The 22,769-nt window shown below is 67.0% G+C and carries 13 protein-coding genes; 7 read left to right on the forward strand and 6 right to left on the reverse strand.

Annotation, left to right across the window (positions count from 1 at the left end; translation table 11 throughout):
- Positions 1-341 precede the first annotated feature (341 nt).
- Positions 342-3,380 carry a Vps62-related protein gene (locus HUA76_RS15860; protein WP_217439738.1) on the forward strand — a complete coding sequence of 1,013 codons (3,039 nt, stop codon included), beginning with the start codon at positions 342-344 and terminating at the stop codon, positions 3,378-3,380.
- A gap of 121 nt (positions 3,381-3,501) precedes the next feature.
- Here HUA76_RS15860 and HUA76_RS15865 read toward each other — a convergent pair whose 3' ends face one another.
- The 3 genes from HUA76_RS15865 to HUA76_RS15875 all read right to left on the reverse strand — a co-directional run bounded on the left by HUA76_RS15865 (position 3,502) and on the right by HUA76_RS15875 (position 12,876).
- Positions 3,502-10,644 (reverse strand): FG-GAP-like repeat-containing protein, encoded by a 7,143-nt coding sequence (locus HUA76_RS15865; protein WP_174461354.1) that lies wholly within the window; start codon positions 10,642-10,644, stop codon positions 3,502-3,504.
- A 44-nt stretch (positions 10,645-10,688) separates the two neighbouring features.
- Positions 10,689-11,681 carry a hypothetical protein gene (locus HUA76_RS15870; protein ID WP_174461355.1) on the reverse strand — a complete coding sequence of 331 codons (993 nt, stop codon included), beginning with the start codon at positions 11,679-11,681 and terminating at the stop codon, positions 10,689-10,691.
- 658 nt (positions 11,682-12,339) lie between these two features.
- The gene (locus tag HUA76_RS15875; RefSeq protein ID WP_174461356.1) at positions 12,340-12,876 is read right to left on the reverse strand and encodes an AAA family ATPase; all 537 of its coding nucleotides are present in this window, start codon (positions 12,874-12,876) and stop codon (positions 12,340-12,342) included.
- A gap of 178 nt (positions 12,877-13,054) precedes the next feature.
- Between HUA76_RS15875 and HUA76_RS15880 the strand changes: the two genes are divergently transcribed.
- The gene (locus HUA76_RS15880) at positions 13,055-13,666 is read left to right on the forward strand and encodes a hypothetical protein (protein ID WP_174461357.1); all 612 of its coding nucleotides are present in this window, start codon (positions 13,055-13,057) and stop codon (positions 13,664-13,666) included.
- 24 nt (positions 13,667-13,690) lie between these two features.
- On the opposite strand, the gene HUA76_RS15885 is transcribed toward HUA76_RS15880, so the two are convergent.
- A complete protein-coding gene (locus HUA76_RS15885) occupies positions 13,691-15,070 on the reverse strand; it encodes a DUF2254 domain-containing protein (protein WP_174461358.1) in 1,380 nt (459 codons plus the stop codon).
- A gap of 688 nt (positions 15,071-15,758) precedes the next feature.
- Here HUA76_RS15885 and HUA76_RS15890 point away from each other — a divergent pair.
- The 3 genes from HUA76_RS15890 (at position 15,759) to HUA76_RS15900 (ending at position 20,763) form a co-directional block, all read left to right on the forward strand.
- Complete coding sequence (locus tag HUA76_RS15890) at positions 15,759-16,208, forward strand: hypothetical protein (RefSeq protein ID WP_174453354.1); 450 nt, start codon at positions 15,759-15,761, stop codon at positions 16,206-16,208.
- A gap of 26 nt (positions 16,209-16,234) precedes the next feature.
- A complete protein-coding gene (locus HUA76_RS15895; protein ID WP_174461359.1) occupies positions 16,235-16,660 on the forward strand; it encodes a DoxX family protein in 426 nt (141 codons plus the stop codon).
- Between the two features lie 95 nt (positions 16,661-16,755).
- Positions 16,756-20,763 carry a tetratricopeptide repeat protein gene (locus tag HUA76_RS15900; RefSeq protein ID WP_174461360.1) on the forward strand — a complete coding sequence of 1,336 codons (4,008 nt, stop codon included), beginning with the start codon at positions 16,756-16,758 and terminating at the stop codon, positions 20,761-20,763.
- 75 nt (positions 20,764-20,838) lie between these two features.
- Here the strand turns inward: HUA76_RS15900 and HUA76_RS15905 are convergent, their stop codons facing one another.
- A complete protein-coding gene (locus tag HUA76_RS15905) occupies positions 20,839-21,210 on the reverse strand; it encodes a cupin domain-containing protein (RefSeq protein ID WP_141642748.1) in 372 nt (123 codons plus the stop codon).
- Positions 21,211-21,411: 201 nt separating this feature from the next.
- On the reverse strand, positions 21,412-21,618 hold the full coding sequence (locus HUA76_RS15910) for a cold-shock protein (protein ID WP_141642749.1): 207 nt from the start codon (positions 21,616-21,618) through the stop codon (positions 21,412-21,414).
- A gap of 356 nt (positions 21,619-21,974) precedes the next feature.
- On the opposite strand from HUA76_RS15910, the gene HUA76_RS15915 reads away from it, so the two are divergent.
- Complete coding sequence (locus HUA76_RS15915) at positions 21,975-22,490, forward strand: periplasmic heavy metal sensor (RefSeq protein ID WP_174461361.1); 516 nt, start codon at positions 21,975-21,977, stop codon at positions 22,488-22,490.
- 41 nt (positions 22,491-22,531) lie between these two features.
- Positions 22,532-22,765 carry a hypothetical protein gene (locus tag HUA76_RS15920; protein ID WP_174461220.1) on the forward strand — a complete coding sequence of 78 codons (234 nt, stop codon included), beginning with the start codon at positions 22,532-22,534 and terminating at the stop codon, positions 22,763-22,765.
- Positions 22,766-22,769 lie beyond the last annotated feature (4 nt).

The following is a 22,769-nucleotide window of genomic DNA, read 5'->3' on the forward strand; positions in this document are numbered from 1 at the left end:
AGTCGCGACTGGCGTACTTTTCTACTCCAGAAACACTTCAGTCCTGACCGAACGGGCCGCTTATGACCCTCCTGGGTCAGGACGTGATGCGGGTTCTCCGCCTGTGCCTCCCTCCGAAAGGGCGCGCCGGATAAATCCCCGGGAATCACACGCGAAAACCCTTCGCCGTCTCCAGCCCGGAGACGACGCACTCCACCCACGGAGTAACCCCCTCGAGCCTCCTCGCGGCCCCCACCGCGCGGCATCCTTCGAGGACCCCGCTCGTGGGCAGTCCTCATTCAAGGAGGGGTGACCACGGCCTGCGTCCACCCCCGCCTTGAATCATGCGAAGGGTTCACGACATGAGTCTGGGTGTTTCATTGAAATCCGCGGCATGGCGCGCAGTGCTCCTCGGGGGACTCCTCGCGCTCTCCACGGGTTGCCAGGGCGAAGGCATCGAGCCGGACGGACACTCCGAATCCCTGCCCGGAGAGACAGAGGCCCTGCCCGTCCTCCAGCAACAGCTGGCCCCGCTGCGCGAGAAGTCCTGCCGGGAAATCAAGAACGCCAGGCCTCAGGCCGGAGATGGTGAGTACACCCTTCACCTCATGGGGGACGCCGCCCGGCCCTGGAAGGCCTGGTGCCACGACATGGCCGGCACTCCCACCGAGTATCTCCCGCTCCCCGAGAATGGCCTCCACTCCAACTTCTCTCAATACACCGCGGGTGGCGCGGCCCCCGGCAGCAACGTCCGCACCGTCTTCTCCAAGCTGCGCATCAACCCCGTCACGCTCGAGGTCGATACGTCCGACCGGCGGTTCGCGACGTCCACCGGCGCGCTCTCACACAATGGCCAGGCCAACATCTCCACCATGCCCTACGCCACCGCCATGTCCTGCGACTGGGGCGGCTCCGGCAGGGCCAACGTCGACTTGCGCGGCACCCCGTTCAAGCTGCCCGCCGACTACTTCGTGACGAGTGGCTTCAGCCAGCTGGGCGCCGCGTCCTACAGCTTCGTCGACCAGGTCGTCTCCATCACTGGCGGCGGCTACTGCGGCTGGACGGCTCCACTCGGCGCCGACCCCGCGCTCGGCGGCGCCCTCCCCCTCTTCTACGCCGCTCCACCTGTCGCCTGGACGCCTGTCGCACGCGTCTACCCCTCCGGTGGCGCCGAGCCCTCCGCCCAGGCGCTCCAGCCCGGCTGGTATGACCAGCACCAGCTCACCGTCGGCAACGACACCATCAGCTCCGTCCACGTCCCCAGGGGCTGGGCCGTCACCCTCTACGAGCACTCGCGCTTCTCCGGCAGCTCCATCACCTTCACCTCCGACACCCTCCTGACGGGCAATGGTTGGGACAAACGGGCCTCCAGCATCAAGGTGGAAGCCCCCGTGTCCGTCTATTCCCAGCACAACTTCGGAGGAGTCCGTCAATCCCTGCGCGCGGGCCGGTATGACATCAACCAGCTCACGCTGGGCAATGACACCCTCCGCTCCCTCAAGGTCCCCGATGGCTTCCAGGTCACCCTCTACGCGGACTCGGGTTTCTCCGGCCAGCGCATCGTCCTCACCCAGGACACGGACCTCACCGGCAGCCTCCTCAACGCCGTCACCTCCAGCCTCGTCGTCGAGTCCACCACCTCCCGCAACAACAACATCCTCCATGGCCAGTGGCTCTCTTCCGGAGGCCAGAGCCGAACCAGTCCCGCCAACCGTCAGTTCCTCGTCGAGCACTCCGGCCCGCCCGACATCGTCACCTTCGACCTCGAAGCCAACAACGCCGGCCCCTACCTCTACCTCCTCGACTCCAGCGGAAACGTGCTCGCCGAGGCGAACGACCCCCTTGGCGGCTCACGCGCGCGCATCGCCTATGACCTCCAGCCCGGCAGCTACAAGCTCGTCGCCGCGACGACCCAGGCCGGGCAGACGGCCGACTTCACCCTGCGCTCCGACAAGGCCCGGCTCCGCTACCCGCTGCGCCTCTCGGTCCAGGCAGAGACCCACTTCGATTGGGTCTACGACGACCACAACACCGGAGCGCACGACAACATCTCCGTCTGGCGTCCCAGGCTCGACCGGTTCCCGGGCCACTACTCCCTGGGCGACGTGGCCATGCCCTCCCATGGCTCACCGCCTCGGATGACCTTCGTGGTCTCCGGTGAGGGGGACGTGCTGGCGCCTCCCATCGACTATGACCTCGTCTGGGATGACAAACACACCCGCGGCTCTCACGATGCCAGCTTCTGGCACCCCAGGCCCGCTCCTGGCTATACCTGCCTCGGCTCGGTGGCCACCCTGGGCTATGACAAGCCGTCCACCCAGCTCATCCGGTGTGTCCGCAGTGAGTATGTCCTGCCCGCAAGCCCTGCCTGGCTGTGGGACGACAGGGGCTCGAGTGCCTATCGCGACGGCACTGTCTTCCAGGCCAATGCCACGGACCACCGGTCCCTGACCGCCTCATCCATGGTGGGCCAGGTCGGCTATGGCGCCGCCAATGCCAGTCTCTTCTGGGCCCTCAACAAGAGCGCCCTCGCCAACGCCGAACTCCAGGGTGCCCCGGTCGATGACCTCACCGTCCTCCAGTACGCGCCCCTGGTCTGGCTCCATCCAGACGAATACTACTGGCCGTCCTCCGCCGAGTTCTTCCTCGCGAACGTGACGCCTGTCGGGTACTTCATGGAGACCCGCGAGCCACTGGGCTGCGCCTCCTGTACGGACCCCGCGTTCCTGCACGGCCAGCGTCCGGACCCGACGACCCACGTGCCGATGTATGCGCAGATCATCCCTCGCACCCAGGCCGGAGCCCCAACCCAGACCACCGACGTCGTCTATTGGATGTTCTACCCCTACAACGGAGGCAAGCGCGTCTGCGTGGGCTTCTACAATGCCGTGCATTCCTGCCTCGGGAAGTTCTCGACCTTCGGCAACCACGTGGGCGACTGGGAGCACGTCACCGTGCGCTTCGTCGACGGACGACCGACCCATGTCTTCATGGCCCAGCATGCCGAAGGGCAGCTCTTCGTCTATGGAGACAAAGCGCTGGGCCTCTTGAACTTCCATCCCGAGACCTATGTGGCCTTTGGTTCACACGGCGCCTATCCGGACACCGGCTCGCATGTGTACAAGACGCTCTTCAACGGCGAGCTCCTGAGCGACGAAACAGGAAGAGGCACGCCCTGGATTGGGTGGGATCGCCCCGTCATCATCCCCTGGCAGCCGCTGGGCACCTACACGTCGACGAACGGTCCGGCGTGGATGGACTCCATCCTCCAGTGGGGCAATCCGCCAGATGGCTGCCTCAACATCGTCACGCAATACTCGAATGAGTGCATCCGCAACGGCGGCCCCAGCGGGCCCATGCTGAAGACCATCGCCAATCCAGAGGCGATGGTCATGGAGTGAGCGGGCCCACGCTCCGCCAGACTCGAAGGGACACAGGCCCTGCCGGCATTCCGCCGCCGGCAGGGCCTGTGCGGTGGCACCCGCTCCACCCGGGGCACCACCCTCACGCAGTCCTGCTGTCTCAGCCTCCGCTCAGGAAATCGGCGGCGGCCTCGATGACATCATCCTCCGTCTTGAATCCTCGGAACGGCAGCTGCACCTCCTTGAAGATCAACTCATCGGCGAGGCCCAGCTTTCGCGCGGCTTGCAACCTGTTGTTTCCGAGCACGACGTAGTTCTCGTTCGCGATTTTGACGAAGTTGATGAGCTTGTCCTTGATGCCGTCCTTCTGGATGTCTTTGACCAGCTTCACGAACTGGTTTCCGGACATCCGGTCGGTGAGGTGCAGGCCCGCCTTGCGCAGCTCGCCGTAGGTGAAGGACACAGCTTCCTTCACGGCCAGCCCGCTCACCGAGTTGTTGTGGACCCACGAGGAGAACTCCCCGACGAAGTACGTGTGGGCGAACTCCACCTCGAAGTTGAAGACGACCTGCTGCTCGGCGGACGTCGCGACGGAGAGGACGCGCAGGAGCTGTCCCGTGGCGCTTTCGACCCCGTCCCCGGCGCGGAGGTCCTGAGCCTCCGTCCAGCCCTGGCCGGCGACGCCGAACGGATGCTCCGCCGTCACTCCGAGCTCTTCACGAGTGCCGTCAGGTGCTTCGAGGACGACGCGGAGCACCACCCTCTCCGGCTTGATGAAGGTCCTCGTCACCCGGTGCCAGCCCGGCTCCTTCGTCTTCTCGTTCCAGGCCCACACCCAGTCTCCCGCCAGGACTTCCTCGATGGGCCTCAGGCCCTCCGCGGTGAGGACGGGAGTCCCCGCGACGAAGCAGCCTCCGAGCGGGAATCTCGGGGCGAGGGCGAGCCCCGCCCTGTTGATCAAACTGCGGGTCGCCGAGGTGACGATGGGTGCCGCGGTCTTGAACGCGAACCCCACCACCTTCGCGGAGGCAAGTGAGATGACCACCTGAGTCACATCATTGGCCAGCTCATCATTGTCGCCTCGCATCAACGACAGCATCAGGTTGAGCGACGTGGTGCCGAGCCCCACGAAGGGGACGTAGGACCATTTGGTCTCCCGCAGCCATCCCTGGAGCGAATCCATCTGCTGGTCGTTCATCGCGAACAGGCCGCGACCATCTCCCACGCAGTACTTGCACGAGGACTCGACGTAGCCCGTCTCCATGCTGCCGTTCTGGTCGGCCCCACCCGCGACGGCCGAAGGAGTGCTGTCACCCTGTCCGACTCCGTCACCAGTCCCCGTTCCCACGCTGGGAGCGCCGCAGTCACCGGGGTTCGCCGAGCCGCAGATCTCCATCAGTTCGCCGTCCGCCGTATGCCAGGTGCCCACGACACTCGAGGACTCGGTGGGCGTGAACCCGCTGAGGTCGACGTAGCGCAGGGGGTTGTTGAAGCCGTAGCTGTAGCGGTTGAACGCCTGGCTGGAATAGGGCGCCTTGACCACCGGGTCGGGCGTCAGGAAGCGCCCCACCCTCGGGTCGTAGAGCCGCCCCTTCATGTTGACCAGCCCCGCCTCGTCGTCCCACTCGTGGCTGGTGAAGCCCAGACGCACGTCGCTGGCGGTGGAGGCCGGCGCCAGCGTCGGGTCGTCCGCCCGGCCCTGCGCCCCGAAGGGTTGGTACTTGCGCTGCTCCAGCACGTTGCCTGCGTCGTTCGTCACCGTCTCCACCGAGCCCAGGTGGTCGTGCAGCAGGTACGTGGTGACAGGCGTGGCGCCGCCGCTCGCGGCCAGCGTCACCTGCGCCACCGCCTTCCCACTGGCCATCACCTGGAAGACGTGCGACTCGACGCCCGCCTTCTTGCGCTTCTCGTAGAGGCCTCCCGCCACATAGAGGGTGGAGTCCCCGTTGCTGTGCTGCTTGAGCGTGCGGCGCTGGAGCGCGTCGTAGGTGAACGTCAGCGTTCCCTGCTGCGTCACCAGCGTCGAGGGCAGGTTGAAGGCGGTATAGGTGATGTTGCGGAAGCGCCCCGTCGCGGGCTCGTTCGCCTGGGTCTGGTTCCCCCCGGTGTCGTAGCTGAACGTCTCAGCCAGTGTGCCGAAGGCAGGGTCCGTGCTCACGCCGGTGATGGCATGCCGTGACGCGGTGAGGGCCCCGTACTGGAAGTAGAGCTGCTCGGTCTGTGTGCCATTGCGGACCACCCGCCTGGCGTTGAGGTTGCCCAGGTCGTCGTAGCCGTAGTTGGTGACGGTGTTGTCGCAGCCCGCCTGCACCGTCCAACGCGTCAGGCGGTCCACGCCGTCGTACTGGAACGACTCCGTCACCTGGTTCAGGTTGTCGTGACGGCTGCGCAGGCTGTCATCCGCGTTGTAGCTGTATGCCAGCGACTGGACGAGCTGTCCGGCCGCCTTGCGGGACTCGATGAAGCGCAGACGCCCCTGGCCGTCGTAGCGGTTCCAGCTGGTGAGGACATTGCCTCCCCGCGCCTCGACGAGCAGGCGGCCGGCGGCATCCCGGTCCTTCACGCGCCAGTACTCGGCGCTGGTGGCCGCGTCTCGCACGGCCTCGGGGTAACCCGTGGCCGTATACGTCTGCTGGACGGCCAGGCGGGTTCCACCGGGGCCCGTCGGATACCAGGTCTTGTCCAGACGCCCGTACCCGTCGTAGCTCTGGTCGACGGGGTACGTCGCGCCATTGAGCGACAACGACTCCTGCGTGAAGCGCCCCAGCGTGTCGTAGGAATAGGTCGTGACGACGTCATCCGCGGTCGCCACGGTGTTCCGGTCGTTCTCCGCCTTGGCCAATACCCCCTTGCCCAGGGGAGCGGTGTCCCAGAACAGGTGCGTCTGGCCATCCGGGTTCCGGATGAACACCTCGCGCCCCAGGGTGTCGTGGGCATAGCGCGTCAGGACGCCCGCCGCGTCCGTCTCCTCACGGACATCGCTGTAGGCGTCGTAGAGGGTGATGAGCGCGCCCAGCTTGGGCTCCAGCAGCTTCGTGCGACGCCCCCGCACGTCGTACTCCATCACCGTGACGGCGCCGCTCGGGTCCTTCGTCGAGTCCAGCACGCCGAACGGCCCGTGGAGATACTCGGTCACCAGCCAGGGAGCGGATGGCTCCCGCAGCTCGCTCACATGCACCACCTGCCCCAGCGGGTTGCGGTTGACGTAGGTCTTGTTCCGCTTCTCGTCATAGACAGTCGTGGTGCGCCACTCGTGGACCCACTCCCGGAAGGTGCCGTCCGGGTTCGTCTGCTTCAGCTTCCGCCCCAGGTTGTCGTAGGTGAAGGTCGTGGCCTTCTCGGCTTCGCGGTCGTACCGAGGCTGCGTGATGCGCAAGGTGCGGCCGAAGAAGTCATAGGCCATCGTCGCGCGACTCCAGGAACCGTCGGCGGCCTGGACGAGGGTGTAGATCTCCCGGTCCCAGCGGTCCAGCCTGTGAGTCAGGGAGGGACTGCCGTCCCGCTGGACCGTGATGCGGGTTCCCGGCGCCTCCCGGTGGTACTCCATCCAAACCGTGGCACCCCCAGAAGCTCCTCCCTCCCGGTAGGGAGCCGTCTCCATCCGAAGGCGACCGAAGCCGTCATACGCGTTGCGCACCCTCACCCCGTTGGGGTCCTCGGTGAGCGCCACCACTCCCAACCCCGGGTGATGAGCGACGTCGGTGCGGTGCCCGGCGGCGTTGATGATGACCGTGGGGAAGATCTTCTCGAGGCCCTCGTAGGAGATCTGCTCCAGACGCGGCAGCACCCCTTGCGTGTCCGACGTCTCGATGGACGTCACCTGGCCGGTGAGGTCGCGTGAGTACGTGGTGAAGAGCTTCGTGTCCGCGGTGCCCTCTGGCTCCTGGGTGACGCGCCACAGGGCGTTGGACTCCGGGCAGGAGGCTCCGGGGCAGTACTGGTACGTCGTGGCGCGGGTGGCTTGCTGTCCGCCGGGATGGCGGGTCGAGGCTGGAGTGTAGGACGTGTCCATCTCCCGCCGGGTGAGGCCCAGTACCCAGGTGGATGGATGGTTCTCCACCTCCAGGACGCGCTCCGTCCAGGTGCCCTCGACGGCGTTCTCATCCGTGCGCACGACGGTGAAGAGCCGCGTGGCGTTGCCGTAGCCGTCGCAGTCCTGGGACTGGAGCTTCCACGACACGGTGCCGAAGATTCCGTCCTTCTCGGAGAGGGTCGCCACCGAGGGACAGAGGAACCGGGTGCGTCCTTCCGGAGCGAAGCGCGGCTCGCGGGTGAAGGTGCTGGTGACGGTATGGGTGCGTCCCGTCAGGGGCGTGGCGACCTCTTCCTGCTTGGGGAGGAACGCGTGCAGATACAGCGAGCCGGTGCGCGTGGTGTTGTCATAGACCGTCGTCGTCACCTTGCTCGTTATCTGGTCGGTGACGGTGCGGCGGGAGAACCCCAGCCAGCCACGGCCGCGGAGGTCCGTGCGAGCCCCCTCGTAGGCGAGGATGGACCAGTGGAAGAAGGCATCCGGGCCCTCAAGCCCGTTGTCCGTCATGTACGCATTGACGGCCCACATGCCCCGCACCCCGCAGTACTGGGGATAGGTACACCCGCCCGCCGTGAAGTGGCCCGGAGAGTTCCCCAGCGCGCGGTGCTCGAAGGAGGCCCACTTGCCATTGCCATCCGTGACCCGGCGGAGCAGGTCCGGCTTGAGGCCCTGGCGCAGGTGCACCACGAGCTGGCTCGTGAAGACGTTCCCGACGACCTGGATGATGTCCTGCAGGCCGTCACCGTTGATGTCGCCCACCCGCGTGAGCTTCTGCCCCCAGCCGGCCCCTTCCAGCTCCGTGGTGGAGCCCAGGGGCGAGGTGAAGCCCAGCCCCGTGGACAGCCCCACCGGCAGGCCGGTCAGCACCTTCGAGGTGAAGCCAGTCCCCGTCGACAACAGCACGGTGAGGTTCGTCCGGATGGTGCCCCGGTCATTGTAGTTGTCCGCCAGCAGCAGGTCCTGCCGCCCATCCATGTTGTAGTCGAGGAGGCGCACGCCGCTGTCGATGAAGCGCCCCACCGGTCCCCCCTGCGAGGGGCCAGGCATGGCCCCCGCGGGAATGGAGAGCGTCTGCGGAGGCAGGAAGCCACTGCCGTTGTTGATGGCCAGGCGGAGTTCGCGCGGGACGCCGTCATGCGGCTGACGTTCCTTGTGAAGCGTGAGTGCATCCGGCAGCCCATCGCCGGTCACGTCCACCATCCACATATCGCGGTAGTGGAAGGGCCCGCTGAACTCGTAGTCCCATGGCAGGGCCGTCAGCGTCGTCTCCGTCTCGCGACGGCTGCCATCCGGGTTGATGCCCACCGCGGTGTAGTACCCGGCGAACCCATCCGGGCTGCGTGACTGGGTGGTGGGCAGGGTGTTCGGCTTGCGCAGCAGCACCTCGGCGGCGCCGTCGCCGTCCACGTCCGCCACGAAGCCGGAATGGTCCACGCCGGAGCGCGCGCCAATGGCGGTATAGCCAGGGAAGCCCAGGGTGCCGGTGGTGCCCAGTTGGTTGAGCCGCCAGGCCCACTCCGTGGGGACGCTCGTGCCCGCGTTGCTGGGGCGCCACGAGCGGAGCAGGTCCGGCAGGCCGTCGCCACTGAGGTCGGCCACCTGGAGGCCCGGGGGCTTCACCGTCGCGGTCGACGTGCCGCACACCGCATACGTCTCATGGCCGTCCAGAACGGCGGGAGTGAAGTTGGAGCCGTTGTAGCGGTAGACCTGGAAGTGGCCGCTGATGTTGTTGTCGCAGTCGGTCCGGTTGAGGGCGACGATGTCCGTCTTTCCGTCCATGTCCATGTCGACGGCCGACAGGTCATCCTGCGAGTCACCGACCTGCGAGGCAGGCAGACTGACGGTGGTATAGCCGCCGAACCCCGAGCCGTTGCTCAACCGCAGACGCCACTCCGCCGGGGAGTAGCCCGCGGTGGAGGAGAACCGCATGAAGCGGTAGAGCAGGTCGTCCTTTCCGTCTCCGTTGACGTCCGCGACGTGCAGGTTCCAGAAGTCGCGGGCCTTGTAATGGAGGGTGCTGGACGTGTCGGGGACGTCGCTGTTGGCCGCGACGTCCGCGATGCCCGTGTTGAGGGTGAGGAACTGCTCGGAGCCCAGCTCCCAGTCGAACGTCGTCTTCTCCTTGCACGCGTTCCGGCCGTCACACTCCTGCACGGACTTGAGCAGGCTCCGTCCGGAGACACTGTCGTTCCGGTACTCGAGCGCGTACCTGCGCCAGAGGGTGCTCGGACCCGACTCCCACTGGGAGACAGGCACGTCCGGCGCGAACATGTCGATGTGGTCCAGGCGCGAGGCCGAGCGCATCTTGAGGCCCGCTACGTAGGACTCATCCAGGTCCCCCGGCTCATAGTGGAACTCCACGCGTCGCAGACGCGCGGCCACGGTCGCGTCCGTGTAGGAGCCCGTGTACTCGATGTTCTTCAACCGCTGCTCGTAGCCCGTCTCCTGGTCGCCCAGAAGGTCGTAGCCGAGCCGCAGGTAGTTGCCCTGCCGGTCCTTCACCTCGGACAAGGCCCAGGCGTAGCGCACCGCCTGGACGTTCGCCGTGCTCACACCCGTGGGCAGCGCCTGGGTGGGGAGGACGCGCATCCCCGCCAGCACGGCGCCATAGGTGAAGATGCGCCCGTCCTTCTGACGCACCTCGAAGGAATCCGGCGGACCATTCTGGGTGCTGGTGGAGAGCATCACCCGGGCGAAGGTGTCGACCTCGGTGCGGTACACGCTCCCGTGGGCGCCGTACTGCGTCGTCTCGGGGTTGAGATGGATGAGCCGGGCGCCGTCCAGACACAGCGCATCCGTCGCGTCGAAGCGCACCTGCGCCACCGCGCTGTCCTGCGCCAGCGTCTTGCGACAACGGGTGATACGGGAGAGCGTCCCTGTCAGCGTGAAGCCCATCCCAGCCAGCCCCATCCCGGAGCGGCTGTGGTAGCTGAGCGCGAGCTCCGGCTGCATCCCCGCGCGGCCCGGAGGCACCCACAAGGGCAGACGGTAGGTCGCCGCGCCATCCGGGGTGACAGAGAACGCTCCCTCGGTGGCACCCGCGGCGAGCCCGGCCAGGGCATTGGTGTCCACCACCGTTCCCACGGGCGGCAGCAGCCGCTCATCCCCGCTCAGGCGGTTCTCCGAGACCTCGGCCTCGGTCAGTCCCTCGCCGCTGCCGGGAACGGGGCCACACGACCCGAGAAGGCTCGCGCCATAGAGGCCCAGCATGCACAGCGAAAGGGCGCGCTTCGCCCGACCATCCTTCTTCTGAAGTGGCTCTGATGTCATGTCGATGTCCTGGAGGTCCCGAGAGACGACGTCCGAAGTGCGCCTCATCGCCGCTGCTCTGATTTCATGGGTTCGGAGCCGCCCGTGCAGACGCCCGCTCGGCAGTAGGCACCTCCCGAGCAACTGCCGCAGTTCACCGTCCCACCGCAGCCATTGCTCGCGGTTCCGCACTCCCTGCCGTCGCAGGCGTCCTCGTAGACAGCACAACCGCAGACGTTGGGCGTACCGCCGCCGCCGCAGGTGTTGGCGCCCGAGCAGGAGCCGCCACAGGAGTAGGAGCCAGCGCAGCCGTCGGACACCGTGCCGCAGTTCTTTCCGGCACAGACGGTGGACTGCGGGAGCGCGGTGCAGCCGCAGACGTTCGGCGTGCCACCTCCTCCACACGTTTGCGTGCCGGCGCAGCCGCCGCAATTCCACGAGCCGTTACACCCGTTGGGCACCAGGCCGCACTTGCCGTTGCACGCGGTAGCCTGCGGAATGGGGGTACACGCGCAGACGTTGGCCACCCCTCCAGCGCCACAGGACTGGCCGCTCGGGCAGGTGCCGCAGTTCAGCGTCCCACCACAGCCATCCGCGAGGGCTCCGCAGTTCTTGCCCTGGGCCTGGCAGGTCGTGGGCTCGCAGCAGGCCTGCACGACATCCACCTGGCACACATCCCCCTCGATGCCGCTGCTCCCCTCATCGATGGCACCGTCACAGTCGTCGTCCTGCCCGTTGCAGGACTCCGCGTTGCCCGTGGCCCCGTCGGGGATGCCGTCCTTGTTGTCGTCACAGCGGTTGCACGCGACCTCGCGAGAGGGAGACACGGGCTGACACGGTCCAACGGAGCCGTCCTGCCCACAGACGGAGCGGCCGCTCGGCCCGCACCAGTCACAGGCCTTCGTGCTGCCCGCGGTCCAGGCACAGGTGCTCGCCCCCGACGCGCACACGCTAACGCCACCACAGCCATTGGCCATGGTGCACGACAGCCCCGACAGGCCCTCGTCCACGGCGCCATCGCCGTCGTCGTCGCAGCTGTTACAGAGTTCGTCCCGCAACGCGGTGCAGGAGCCGGGAATGGTGCTTCCCGTGGCACTACATTGGAGCTTTCCGTTGCGCCCGCAGACAGAGCACGAGGTGGTGGACTCCAGTGAATAGGTGCAGGGCCCGTAGGCGGTTCCTTCACAGATTCGGGTTCCCTGACACGCGCCGGACGAACAGGAAACCGTCTCCCCGTCGATACAGGCGGCATGGGCTTCTTCGAGTGGCAGAAGGCCCAGACAAAACAAGAGAATGAGCGCGAGCCGCGCTTGTGATTGAGGCAAGAGCATGGAGTTCTGGCGAAGGAGGAGAAATGCGTGAAACAGCGACGGACCCGGAGCGAGCCGACGAGCTCTCGCGCCAGGGGCTGCCCAGGGGATGCGAACTATTCCGGGGAGTTCCGAGGAAGTCCGTGGGTCAAGGACAGACTCCTGGGCCACCCGCCACGAGGAGGTCCTTGGGGGGACTCAACACGTCTGACGGGGCACGCCCGGACGCAGGTGCTCCCCAGCCAGGCACATCGGAGTCAGCACGGGCAGGGCCGCCCCTCAGCAGGGCCGCCTTCACGACGCATCGCAACCACTCCACCTTGACCACGTCAGCGCTCTCTTCGGCCCCTGCGAGCGACACTTTAACGGCAGGTCACATGCGTCAGTCAACAGGAGCGTCTCATTATCAATCTGCTTCAGAGAGATGCGCGAGCACCTGTTTCGCACGCACTCTCGGAGAACCTTCGACCTCGAGCACCTCCACTTCGAAGCCGTGAGCATTCTCGAGGAGGAGTTCCTTCAGCTTCTCGTCGACAGCCAGACGCAGCGCCTTGTCGTCCGAGGCGGAGAGCGAGACCCGGTCCGGCTGCTCGATGCCGACGAGGACTACCAAATCCAGCTTCTGGAGCGCGCCGCGTACGCGCGGGAGCCACGCATCGAGGTCGAACGCGTCGCTGTCCTCGTGTGCCAACAGGTATCCGATGAAGTCCACCGGGCATCGGTCGAACAACACGTCGCGGGTGCCCTCCTCCAGGTTGTCGATGGAGCGCGCGAGCTGCGCTTCGAAATCCTCGACCGATGGGGCCTCCGCGAACGCGTACCCCTCCTCCTCCATCTGGTGGTACGGCTCATCCACCGTCGCGTAGGTGGGGAGGAGGTCGGACAACTCCTCGATGAGGGTGGACTTCCCCGCGCGATGAGTCCCGGAGATGGCGATTCGCATGCATCAGCGCTCTAACAGTCGGCCCCCCGCGACGTCAGCACGGAACGAACGGGTGGCCGGGCATGGGCACACCTGCAACTTTCGTTGCGCGGGAAATAGACCTCCGGGGTTCCCTGAACGCGGGGCAGCAAGGCCGGCAGTGATGTCTCGCGATTCGTCCCCTTGAAAGGGAACCCAGATGCTGCGTTCGCGCCTCTTGATGGCTGTTGCCCTGCTGGCACTCAGTGCGTGTGGTGAGAGTGATTCCAAGTCCCCGGAGGAGCCGGGGTACGTGGAGCCTCCGGACGACAACCAGCCCGACCATCGTCCCAACGTCACGGGCACGTATGACGTCACGGGGACCCTGGGCACCGAGCTGAATGGTCGCACGGACTTCACCCCCATCCGGGATGTCGTTCGAATCGACGCCACCCACAGCGTCCGCAGCAGGGTGCATGTCCATCTCAACGACATGAACTGTGGCACCGGCATCCTCGCGACGATGACGGGCGAGACCACCTTCACCATCAACGAGGGCTCCTGCCCGCTTCCTCCTGAACGCGGCTGCACGTCCATGATGAGATTCAACGGAGGCAGCGGCTCCCGGCCCGTGAATGGCGCCCTCCAGCTCGGACTCCAGGGACAACTCGAGGTGCGGTGCGGCTCCCAGTCCGCCAGCGCGCGCCTCTCCCTCGACGTCTCCGGTTCCCGCACGGGCCAGGACCTCCCGGACACACGGGCCCAGGTGCTCGCCATGAGCACGGACCTGGCCAGCGCCCTGCGTCGACTCGAGGAAGACGTACGGCCCTGAGCCGTCCGCCACCCACCCGAGGGGCTAGAAAGCGAGCATCGGAACAGGAGGCATGGCGCCTCCTTCCATCAAGCGCTCCATCGCCGCGCCATGGCGTCGGAGCTCCTGGAGGTCCGGCATGCCCAGCTGGGCGCGCTCCGCCTCGGCCTGGATGAGGTGCAGGGCGTCCCGCACCGCCTGCCGCGTCTCCTCCGTCGTGGCGCGCTGGCCGACCTCTCCCGCCAGCCGCTGCAGGCGGAGCACCACCATGGGCTCGCCAGCGCCGTAGCGGAGGATCTGCCGGGTGGCGAGCGACAGGTAGTCGCGGAACGTGGCCGCGCGGAGGAACACCCGTGGGCACCCCGAGGAATCCGCGAGCACGCGCGGCCCCAGTCGCATCGGCTCCAGCGCGCACAGCAGGAAGGTGAGCTGATCCACCACCTCCAGGGCCGTATAGGGGTCGTTGACGGCGGGGGAGAGCGCCTTGACGGCCATGTCCACGAGCTGCCGCATGCACAGGGCCACATCCGAGCCCTGCTCGCGCCAGCGGCCCAACAGGATGGCCTTCTCCAGATGAGGGAAGACCTCGGACCGTCCTGGCGCTACCCGCCCCAGCACCGCGCCCCGCGTCACGGGCTCGCCGATGGCCACGTCCACATGGACCTCGAGTCCCCGCGCCTCGGCCCACGACAAGAGCGAGGCCCCGTCCACGTCCACGACAAATCCTTGTCCGTGAGCCCGGAACACGACGGTGTCTTGAGAGGACGTCCGCGCCGGCTGGGGCGGCTCCACGTCGTGCCTCCGGCGCCGCGCCAGCGCGCGGGCGCCGTCCAACGCATCCTGGCGGATCTGCCGGACGATGTTCTCCACGCGCATCAACTGGAAGGTGTTGAGGACATGGAACACCAGCGCCGCCTCACAGAGGATGAGCAGCACCATGGCCATGCCGAGCGCGGGCCGCGGATACCGTCCATCGGTGGGCGTGAACCCAAGCATCTCCGTCGCCACGAGGCAGAAGATGCTCGTGGAGATGAAGATGGGAATGATGAAGCGGATGCCCGGGCCCCGCAGGTACATGCGCAGCAAGCGTGGCGAGTACTGCGCGGCGGCGTTCTGGACCACGATCATGGACAGCGACAGCACGACACTCAGCGAGGTCAGGACGATGCCCAGCACCGTCGAGAGCATGGTCCGGGCTTCGACCACAGAGGCATCCCACGCCACGCCCCGCAAAACGGGCGAGAGCCCCGAAGGAGGCCGCACCAGCACCACGCCCATGAGGCCGCCCAGCAGCGCGCCCACGATGGGCATCCACCAGAGTGACTGGCGCAACCACCAGCGGCTCCGGTGGAAGTCGTGGGCCGCCACGAGCCTCGGGGCAGGCAGCCTTTCGAGCCCGTGTCCGAACGTCCGTGCGCCCGCCATGTGCCGCGCCTCCGCCCCGGGGCCTCGCGTCGCACGCCCTGGATGAAGGTGGAAGCACGGACAGGCCCCTGCAATGCACGGGAGCCCTGCGGCCCGGCGCGGCCTCGGACGGCCGTTCGCGGTGCTCGCATTCGGCCGAGGGGTTCTCGTGGCGGCATGGGATGATTCCATCTGGAATCAACGGCAAACGACCACTGGCCAACTCGGACCCCGCCCCAAGTACGACGGCGCTTAATTCACAGACACCGGGGCGTATTCCTATCTGCGTCTGAAATTCAGGCCCCTGCAGACGCGGAACGAAGTGGAGGAGGCCATGAGAGTCGTGGAGCCGCGTCGTCATGCCTTGTGGGTCGTGCGTGCGTTCCAGGATGGCGCACGTGCGAGGTCCGTTGTTGTGACGGCGACGTGGCCAGTTCCTACCAGGTATGCGGCAACGGCCGCGACGGGGCCCAGGGCAGGTGCTCGAACCACGGCGGCGTCAGGCGCATTCGCTGGTCGCCGTAGGGCCATCAGACGCACCCGCCAGGACACGCACGTCCGGGCGGGTTCCTGTTTGTCCTGGAGCATGCCTCGCGCCAGCCTGAGCGGCTCTCGCCTCCGCCTCACAAGAGGCATTGGAAGCGCGCTCTGCTAGGGTTCACGGCGCCAGCGCCGGAGGCACGAATTTCATCGGAGACGAGCGACACGCATGACTTCACTGGCATCCCTCTATCGTGATGTGCCGCTCACCGGGATCTTCCTCTTCGGGTTCTGCCCTTCCGGCTTCGCGGTGGGATACCTCATCCTGCTGACGTGGCTGCACGACCGAAAGCTGCGCGAGCTGCGCTTCGCGTGGGGACTCGTGGGACTCATCATCCTCGTCAACCCCTGGATGCAGGCAGCAGTGCTGGAGCCCATCAACTCGGCGCGGGTGGATGCACTGGTGGAGCGGGCACGGCAAGCGGCGCTGGAAGGGCGCACGCAGGCCGAAGTCGAGCGAGTCCTTGGACTCCCCTCCAGCATCAGTGTGCCCTCGTCGGGCCCCACCGTTACATGGGAGTACGAGCCCTTGCCATTCTACCTTCTGGGGGGACGTCTCCAGGTATTCTTCAACCGCGATGCCCATCCCCGCGTCGTGGGCTGGGAGCGCGATTGGTAGCACCAGAGCAGAACCCGAGGAATTCCATGACCACGGCGATCACCGGCAGCACGAGTCCATCCAAGACGCTCCCCGCCAGTCTGTGGCTCGTTCAGGCACTCCTGGGAGTCCTCTTCGCCGGCACCGGCCTCTGGAAGCTCCTGACGCCAGTCGCAGCGCTCGCCGCGATGATTCCGTGGGCAGGTCAGGTTCCGGTGGCGTTCCTGTATGCAACCGCTCTGTTCGACCTGCTCGGCGGGATTGGCGTCGTCCTGCCCTCGCTCACTCGAATCAAGCCGGGCCTGACAGTCCTCGCCGCGCTGGGCTGCGCGGCGCTCCAGGTCTCCGCCATCCTCTTCCACCTCTCACGCGGAGAGGCCGCGAATACACCCTTCAACTTCCTGCTCGTCGGCCTCTCGCTCTTCGTCGCCTGGGGGCGACGCTCCCGAGCCCCCATCCAGCCTCGGAGTTGACGGACCTTGAAGTGGCGCGGCCTTGCGCCGCAGGGCGCTCTGGGACACGCTGTACTCCCCATACAGATGCCATCGGGTTGAAATACCCGTCTTTGATGACTGAAAACGACGAGGCGCCCCAGGTCGCTGTCAGCGGCCAGAGCGAGCCCCCTTCGAAGCGTGACACGGAGCAGGACGAACACCCGAGGCTTCCTCGCGAGGTACATGTCGGCGTGAGCCTCCTCTCATTGCACAGCCGAAAGAACCCACTCAGCGAGCTGTGGCGCGCGATGCGCCAGTCCCCAGTGGGCATTCTCGTTCACGGACCCGCGGGTATCGGCAAGACCACGCTGGTCCGCGCCTTCTTGCACGGGCTGTCGACGAAGGAGAAGCTCCGCGAGAAGGCGTTCTGGTTCGACTTCAGCGACATCCGCAGCGCCGAGCATGTCATCAACCCGTTCGTGGTGGAGTTCCAGGACCACGACGCACTGTCGCAACCGATGGGCGCCAAGGTCATCGTGTCGCGGCAGTTGAAGCGCAAGCCACACGTCGTGGTCTGGGACCAGTTCGAGTCCACGCGAGGGTTGCTTCCCGCCGAGGACCGGGCGTGGCTCAAGCGGTTCCTGGAGCAACTGCGGGGCGGCAAGACCCGGGTGCTCATCATCAGCCACGATGAAGAGAAGTGGCTCGACGAGTCGCTCGTCACCCGAATCCGCCTGGATGGCCTGCCGGAAGAGGAGCGATGGCGCTTTCGATCCACCCTTCTTCGCGCCCCCGTCGGGACACCGGACCAGAGGACCCCGGACGAAGTCGCACTGATGGAGGCAATGGAGGGCCATCCGTTGATGATGCGGATGGCCCTGCCCCACCTGGAGGACCCGGAAGCAGCGGTCCTCTTGAAGACCCTGCGTGAGGCGAGCGCCGGGCCGGGACTCGATGGGGACGCATCCCTCGCGAAGGTGGTGGCCACGCTGCGACTCTTCACCGCGAGGCTGCCCGAGGACCTGCGCTCGCTGCTCGTGCCGCTCGGCCTGCATGAGCGCTTCGCGGAGTCCGCGGACATCGTCCGGATGGGGGCATCGGTCCCCAGGGGCCGCGACTCCGAACAGGTCGAGCGGCTCTTCGGGCTCCTCGCCATCGCGGGGCTGGTGTCCCCACACAAGCCGGGCGTCCATGCGCTCCAGCCCGTCCTCACCCGGTACTTGCGAACACGCGCCGGTGAGAACCGGGAGGACTGGGAGCGGGCGTTCGTCGAACGGATGGGTCAGGTCGCAAGCCAGGTCAAACCCTGGTCGCTCGACGAGCAACGCGGCCCCTTCTTCGTCCACGGCGCCAACTTCCACCACGCATTGGAGCTCGCCAAGGCGCACGGGTTGGCGGCGATGCGCTCGACGCTGACCCAGGCGCTCACCCGCCATGCCCTGAACCTGGGCGACCTCGCCGAGGCTGAGCGGCTGTCCAAGGACCTGCTGGAATGGGCCTCCGAACGCGATGAGGCGGGGATGGCGGTGGCCCTCCATCTGCTCGGGAGGCTCGCCCACGCGCGCAGTCGGCTCGATGCGGCCAAGACGTTGTTCCTCCAGGCGCTCGTCCTCGAAGAGAAGCAGGGCAACGAACTCAGCGTCGGCAACACCTGTCACCAGCTCGGAAAGCTTGCCCGGGTGCGCCAGAACTTCGAGGCGTCCGAGCAATGGTTCCGCAAGTCAGTCGCCCTCCTGGAAAGGCAGGGCGACGCGTACGGCACCGCGAGGACCTGCCATCAGCTCGGGAGGCTCGCGGAGAAGCGGAGTGACTTCGAGGCGGCCGAGACGTGGTTTCGCAAGGAGTTCGCAGTCGAGGGAAAGCCAGGCGGCGAAGCAAGTACCGTGGCGACCTACCACCAGTTCGGAGATGCCGCCCTGGAGCAACGAGACCTCGACGCAGCCAAGGCCTGGTATCTCAAGGCGCTGGCGCTCGAAGAGAAGCAAGGCCACGCGAACGACAACGGCCGCCTCTACCACCTGCTCGCGGATATCTCGAAGGAGAAGGAGGACTTCAAGGAGGCCGAGACCTGGCTCCTCAAGGCGCTCGCCATCGAGGAGCAGAACCCCGACACGGACGGCCTGGACCAGACCTGCTTCTGGCTCGGCGGCGTCGCCGAGAAGCTGTGCGACTTCGTGGCGGCCGAGGCGTGGTACCTCAAGTCGCTCGCCATCAGAGTGGCTCGGGGAGACAAGCGCGGAGAGGGCAGTCTTTATGGCTCCCTCTCCAGGCTCGCGGAGAAGCGGCGGGACTTCGGGGCGGCCGAGACGTGGCACCGCAAGGAGCGCTCTTGCAACGGAGCGCAAGGCACGGCCGACTTCTACCATTCGCTCGGGAGCACCGCCGAGGACCGTCGGGACTACGAGGCGGCGGAGGCCTGGTACCTCAAGGCCCTCGCCGACGCGCAAGCGCGGGGCGACGAGTCCCTCGCCGAGAGCACCTACTACCTGCTCGGGGACCTGGCCCGGAAGCGCAAGGACTTCGAAGCGGCCGAGGCGTGGTACCTCAAACAGCTCGGCATCCTCGAGAAGACAAGCGAGCTGCACAGCACCGTCTACGCCTACTACCAGATTGGGAAGGTGGCACGGTCGAGGAAAGACCTCGACGCGGCCGAGATCTGGTTCCGCAAGGCACTGGCCCTCGAGGAGAAACAGGGCAACGCCTACGACGACGCCACCTACAAACTGCTCGCGGAGGTCGCCGAAGCACAGAAGGACTTCGAGGAGGCGGAGACGTGGTACCTCAAGGCGCTCGCCCTCGTGGAAGCGGAGGGCGACGAGGCCAGCACCGCCGCGTACTGCCACCAGCTCGGGAGGGTGGTCTGGGCGCAGAGAGACCTCGAGGTCGCCGAGGCGTGGTTCCTCAAGTCGCTCGCCCTGGATGAGCTGCGGGGCGAGGAGCGCACCCTCGCGGGCACCGCCTATCAACTGGGGAGGCTCGCCCACGAGCAGCGGAACTTCGAAGCGGCCGAGGCGTGGTACCGCAAGTCGGTGGCCATCGAGGAGAGACTGGGCGACGAGCACGACGCGGCCATCAGCTATACCCAGCTCGGCATCGTCGCGAGCAAGCGGAGGAACTTCGAGGCCGCCCAGACGTGCTACCGCAAGGCACTCGCCCTCTACCAACGCCTGGGCGATGAGCGCGGCATGGCCGGCCTGTATTCGCGGCTCGCCACCCTGGCCCGTGCGCGGCGGAACTTCGCGGCGGCCGAGGCGTGGTACCTCCCGTTGCTCGCCATCCGGGAGAAGCAAGGCGACGAGGACGCGGTGCTCCACACCTGCGAGCAGCTCGCGACGGTGACGGAGGAACGGGAGGACTTCGCGGCGACCGAGACGTGGCTCCTCAAGGTGCTCGCCCTCGAAGAGAAACAGGAGTACGTGCACGACGCGGCCAACACCTGTTCCGACCTGGGAAGGGTCGCCCTCAACCGGGAGGACTTCGAGGCGGCTCAATCCTGGTACCTGAAGGCGCTCGCGAGCCAGGAGAAGCAGGGTGACGAGAACGCGGTGGCACGAACATGCACCAAGCTCGGGAGAGTTGCTCGGGAGCGGCAGGACTTCGAGGAGACCGAGGCGTGGTACCGCAAGGCGCTCGCCATCGACGAGAAGCGGGGCCACCAGCGGGACGTGGCGAGAGGCTACTTCCGGCTCGGGGCGAATGCCCGGAGGCGGAAGGACTTCGCGGCGGCCCAGACGTGGTTCCTCCAGGCGCTCGCCCTCGACGAGAAGCTGGGAAGCGAGGACCACGCGGCCATGGTCTGCCACCGGCTCGGGGGGCTCGCCCGGGAGCAGCGGGAGTTCGAGGCGGCACGGACGTGGTACCTCAAGGCGCTCGCCCTCCGGGAGAAGCTTGGCAAACGGCGCGTCTCCACTGAAACCCAGCTCCAGTTAGGCATCCTGGAGCTGGAGTGCGGGCAGAGGGAGGAGTCGGCCTCATGGCTCGTCCAGGCCGCCACGGGCTTCGTGCGCGACCGGGAGCCCGAGCTGTTGGGGGATGCGACCGCGGACTTCGCGCGGCTGCTGACCGAAACACCCGAGGCGCTCCGCGCACGACTTCGCGAGATGTGGACCCGCGCCAGGCTTCCGCCCCTTCGCGACACCTGAGCTGGCATCGACGGGGTCACCGCCCGCCTCCATCGCGGGTGGCGACCCCGTCGACTCCCGACCTCGCGAAACCCCTCAGGCCTTCGCGGGCTTCTTCTCCTTCTCCGCGCCCTCGTCACGGCCATGCACCGCCGCGGGAGGACTGGTGGCCTCCACCGCGGAGAACGTCTCGAGAATCTTGTACGTGTGGCTGGAGCCTCGCGGCACGAGCCACGAGTCACCGGGGTTGAGCAGGATGACCTGCCCCTCCAGGTGCAGCTCCGCGCGGCCCTTCAGCACGAAGCCCACCGTCTCATAGTCGCGAGGGGACGCGGGCCGGGGCTCCCCGGGTGGCTCGTCCTCCCACAGCCGCATGGACACTCGCACGCCGGAGGCCAGGTACTTCTGCCCCATGTCTCCCCGGGGCGAGTGCCGGCTCTCCACCTTCTTCACGCTGGTATCCCCCATGCCTTGGTCTCCTTCGCCCTCGGGCGTCAGGCGGCGGGTGCGCCGCGCTCAGCCATGAAGGTAAGGAAGGGGGCGAGTCCCGACGTGGCCCGCACGGGCGCTCGCCTGCTCGACGGGCCTGTTCGCACCAAAGACGAAGGCCCAGCCTTCCCTGTGGGAAGACCGGGCCTCGGGCTCACTCAAGGGTGGCCAGGAATGACGCTAGCCGTTGTAAGCGCGAACGTTCTGGGCCTGCAGCCCCTTGGGGCCACGGGTCACCTCGAACTCCACCCGCTGACCCTCCTGGAGGGTGCGGAAGCCATCCATATTGATGGCCGTGTGGTGGCAGAACACGTCTTCGCCGCCCTCTTGAGCGATGAAGCCGAAACCCTTGGCGTCGTTGAACCACTTCACAGTACCGATTGCCATGTGACCTTCTTCTTTCTGCTAGACGGCGACCCGGGACCAGCCGGACCACCAGTGCGGGGCGGACATCGCTCCGACACTGCCGCGACAATCTACCTCCCGGTTTCCTTTGTCCACCCGACCTCCGCCCAGCGGGCAGGCGGCCGTCGACCAGAGGACAATCCGAGAGGCTGAAAATCGCTCGGGAGATGAACAGGCCACATTCGCCTCTTCATCCCGAACACGCCGAACCCGCACCGGGCCCTTCACGTTTCTTCATGCGGCTCCGGCGCGCCCTTCACACCCGTTTTCTACCTTCCTGCCCATCAAACCCGGTGCGCGCCCTACTTCGGGCCCGCACTCTTGAAGGAGCAGGACCCATGTTCGGATTCTTATTTGGTACCGCGTGCCTCGCCGGCCTCGTCTACACGGTGAAGGGCGGTCGTCGCTGGCATCACCACGCTCACAGGCGCGGCAGCCGGTTTGGCTGGCGGATGAGGCTGCGCTGGCTGTTCGAGCGGCTGGAGACGTCTCCCGGTCAGGAGAAGGTCATCATCCAGGCCACCGAGGAGGTGACGGAGGCCTTCGACAAGGTGCGCGATGAGGTGGGCCCCAGCCGCTCGGCCCTGGGCAACGCGCTGCGCGGAGAGCACTTCGATGGCGCCGCGCTGCGCGAGCTGTTCACGCGGCACGACGTGGCGCTGGAGAACGCCCGTCGCTCACTCCAGGGCGCACTCTCGCAGGTGCATGAAGCGCTGGATGCGCGCCAGCGGCGCGAGCTGGCGGACATGCTTGAGCACGGCTGGGGCCATGGCTGGCGCGGCGGCCCGGGCTGGCACGGGCGTCACTGCGGCGGGCGTGGCGGCTTTCGCGGTGACGACCAGCGGATGGTGTGAGCCGTTCCCCTTCCCCGAACAAACGTCAGAGGAACTCCGCCATGCGCCGTCGCCTGCTCATCGTCCTGCTCGCCCTGGGAACCTTCGGAGGCTATGCCTCCGGCTTCGCCAGCATCGCCCGCCACCGCCGCCACTGCCATGCTGGCGGGTGGGCGGAGCGCTGGGATTCTCGAGGGCCCTGGGGCAACTCGCCCACGTTCCACTCGGCCGCCCCCGCGCAGCCCGAGTCGCCGTCTTCCTCAACGGCCCAGGCCCCCGCGCCGGGGCCGCGCTAGACTC

Source organism: Myxococcus sp. CA056 (genome assembly GCF_013336715.1).
GTDB classification, from domain to species: Bacteria; Myxococcota; Myxococcia; order Myxococcales; family Myxococcaceae; genus Myxococcus; species Myxococcus llanfairpwllgwyngyllgogerychwyrndrobwllllantysiliogogogochensis.

Coding starts and splice junctions, on each gene's coding strand:
- HUA76_RS15860 (WP_217439738.1), top strand. CDS start 342: ATGAGTCTGGGTGTTTCATTGAAATCCGCGGCATGGCGCGCAGTGCTC.
- HUA76_RS15865 (WP_174461354.1), bottom strand. CDS start 10,644: ATGACATCAGAGCCACTTCAGAAGAAGGATGGTCGGGCGAAGCGCGCC.
- HUA76_RS15875 (WP_174461356.1), bottom strand. CDS start 12,876: ATGCGAATCGCCATCTCCGGGACTCATCGCGCGGGGAAGTCCACCCTC.
- HUA76_RS15880 (WP_174461357.1), top strand. CDS start 13,055: ATGCTGCGTTCGCGCCTCTTGATGGCTGTTGCCCTGCTGGCACTCAGT.
- HUA76_RS15885 (WP_174461358.1), bottom strand. CDS start 15,070: ATGGCGGGCGCACGGACGTTCGGACACGGGCTCGAAAGGCTGCCTGCC.
- HUA76_RS15890 (WP_174453354.1), top strand. CDS start 15,759: ATGACTTCACTGGCATCCCTCTATCGTGATGTGCCGCTCACCGGGATC.
- HUA76_RS15895 (WP_174461359.1), top strand. CDS start 16,235: ATGACCACGGCGATCACCGGCAGCACGAGTCCATCCAAGACGCTCCCC.
- HUA76_RS15900 (WP_174461360.1), top strand. CDS start 16,756: ATGACTGAAAACGACGAGGCGCCCCAGGTCGCTGTCAGCGGCCAGAGC.
- HUA76_RS15905 (WP_141642748.1), bottom strand. CDS start 21,210: ATGGGGGATACCAGCGTGAAGAAGGTGGAGAGCCGGCACTCGCCCCGG.
- HUA76_RS15910 (WP_141642749.1), bottom strand. CDS start 21,618: ATGGCAATCGGTACTGTGAAGTGGTTCAACGACGCCAAGGGTTTCGGC.
- HUA76_RS15915 (WP_174461361.1), top strand. CDS start 21,975: ATGTTCGGATTCTTATTTGGTACCGCGTGCCTCGCCGGCCTCGTCTAC.
- HUA76_RS15920 (WP_174461220.1), top strand. CDS start 22,532: ATGCGCCGTCGCCTGCTCATCGTCCTGCTCGCCCTGGGAACCTTCGGA.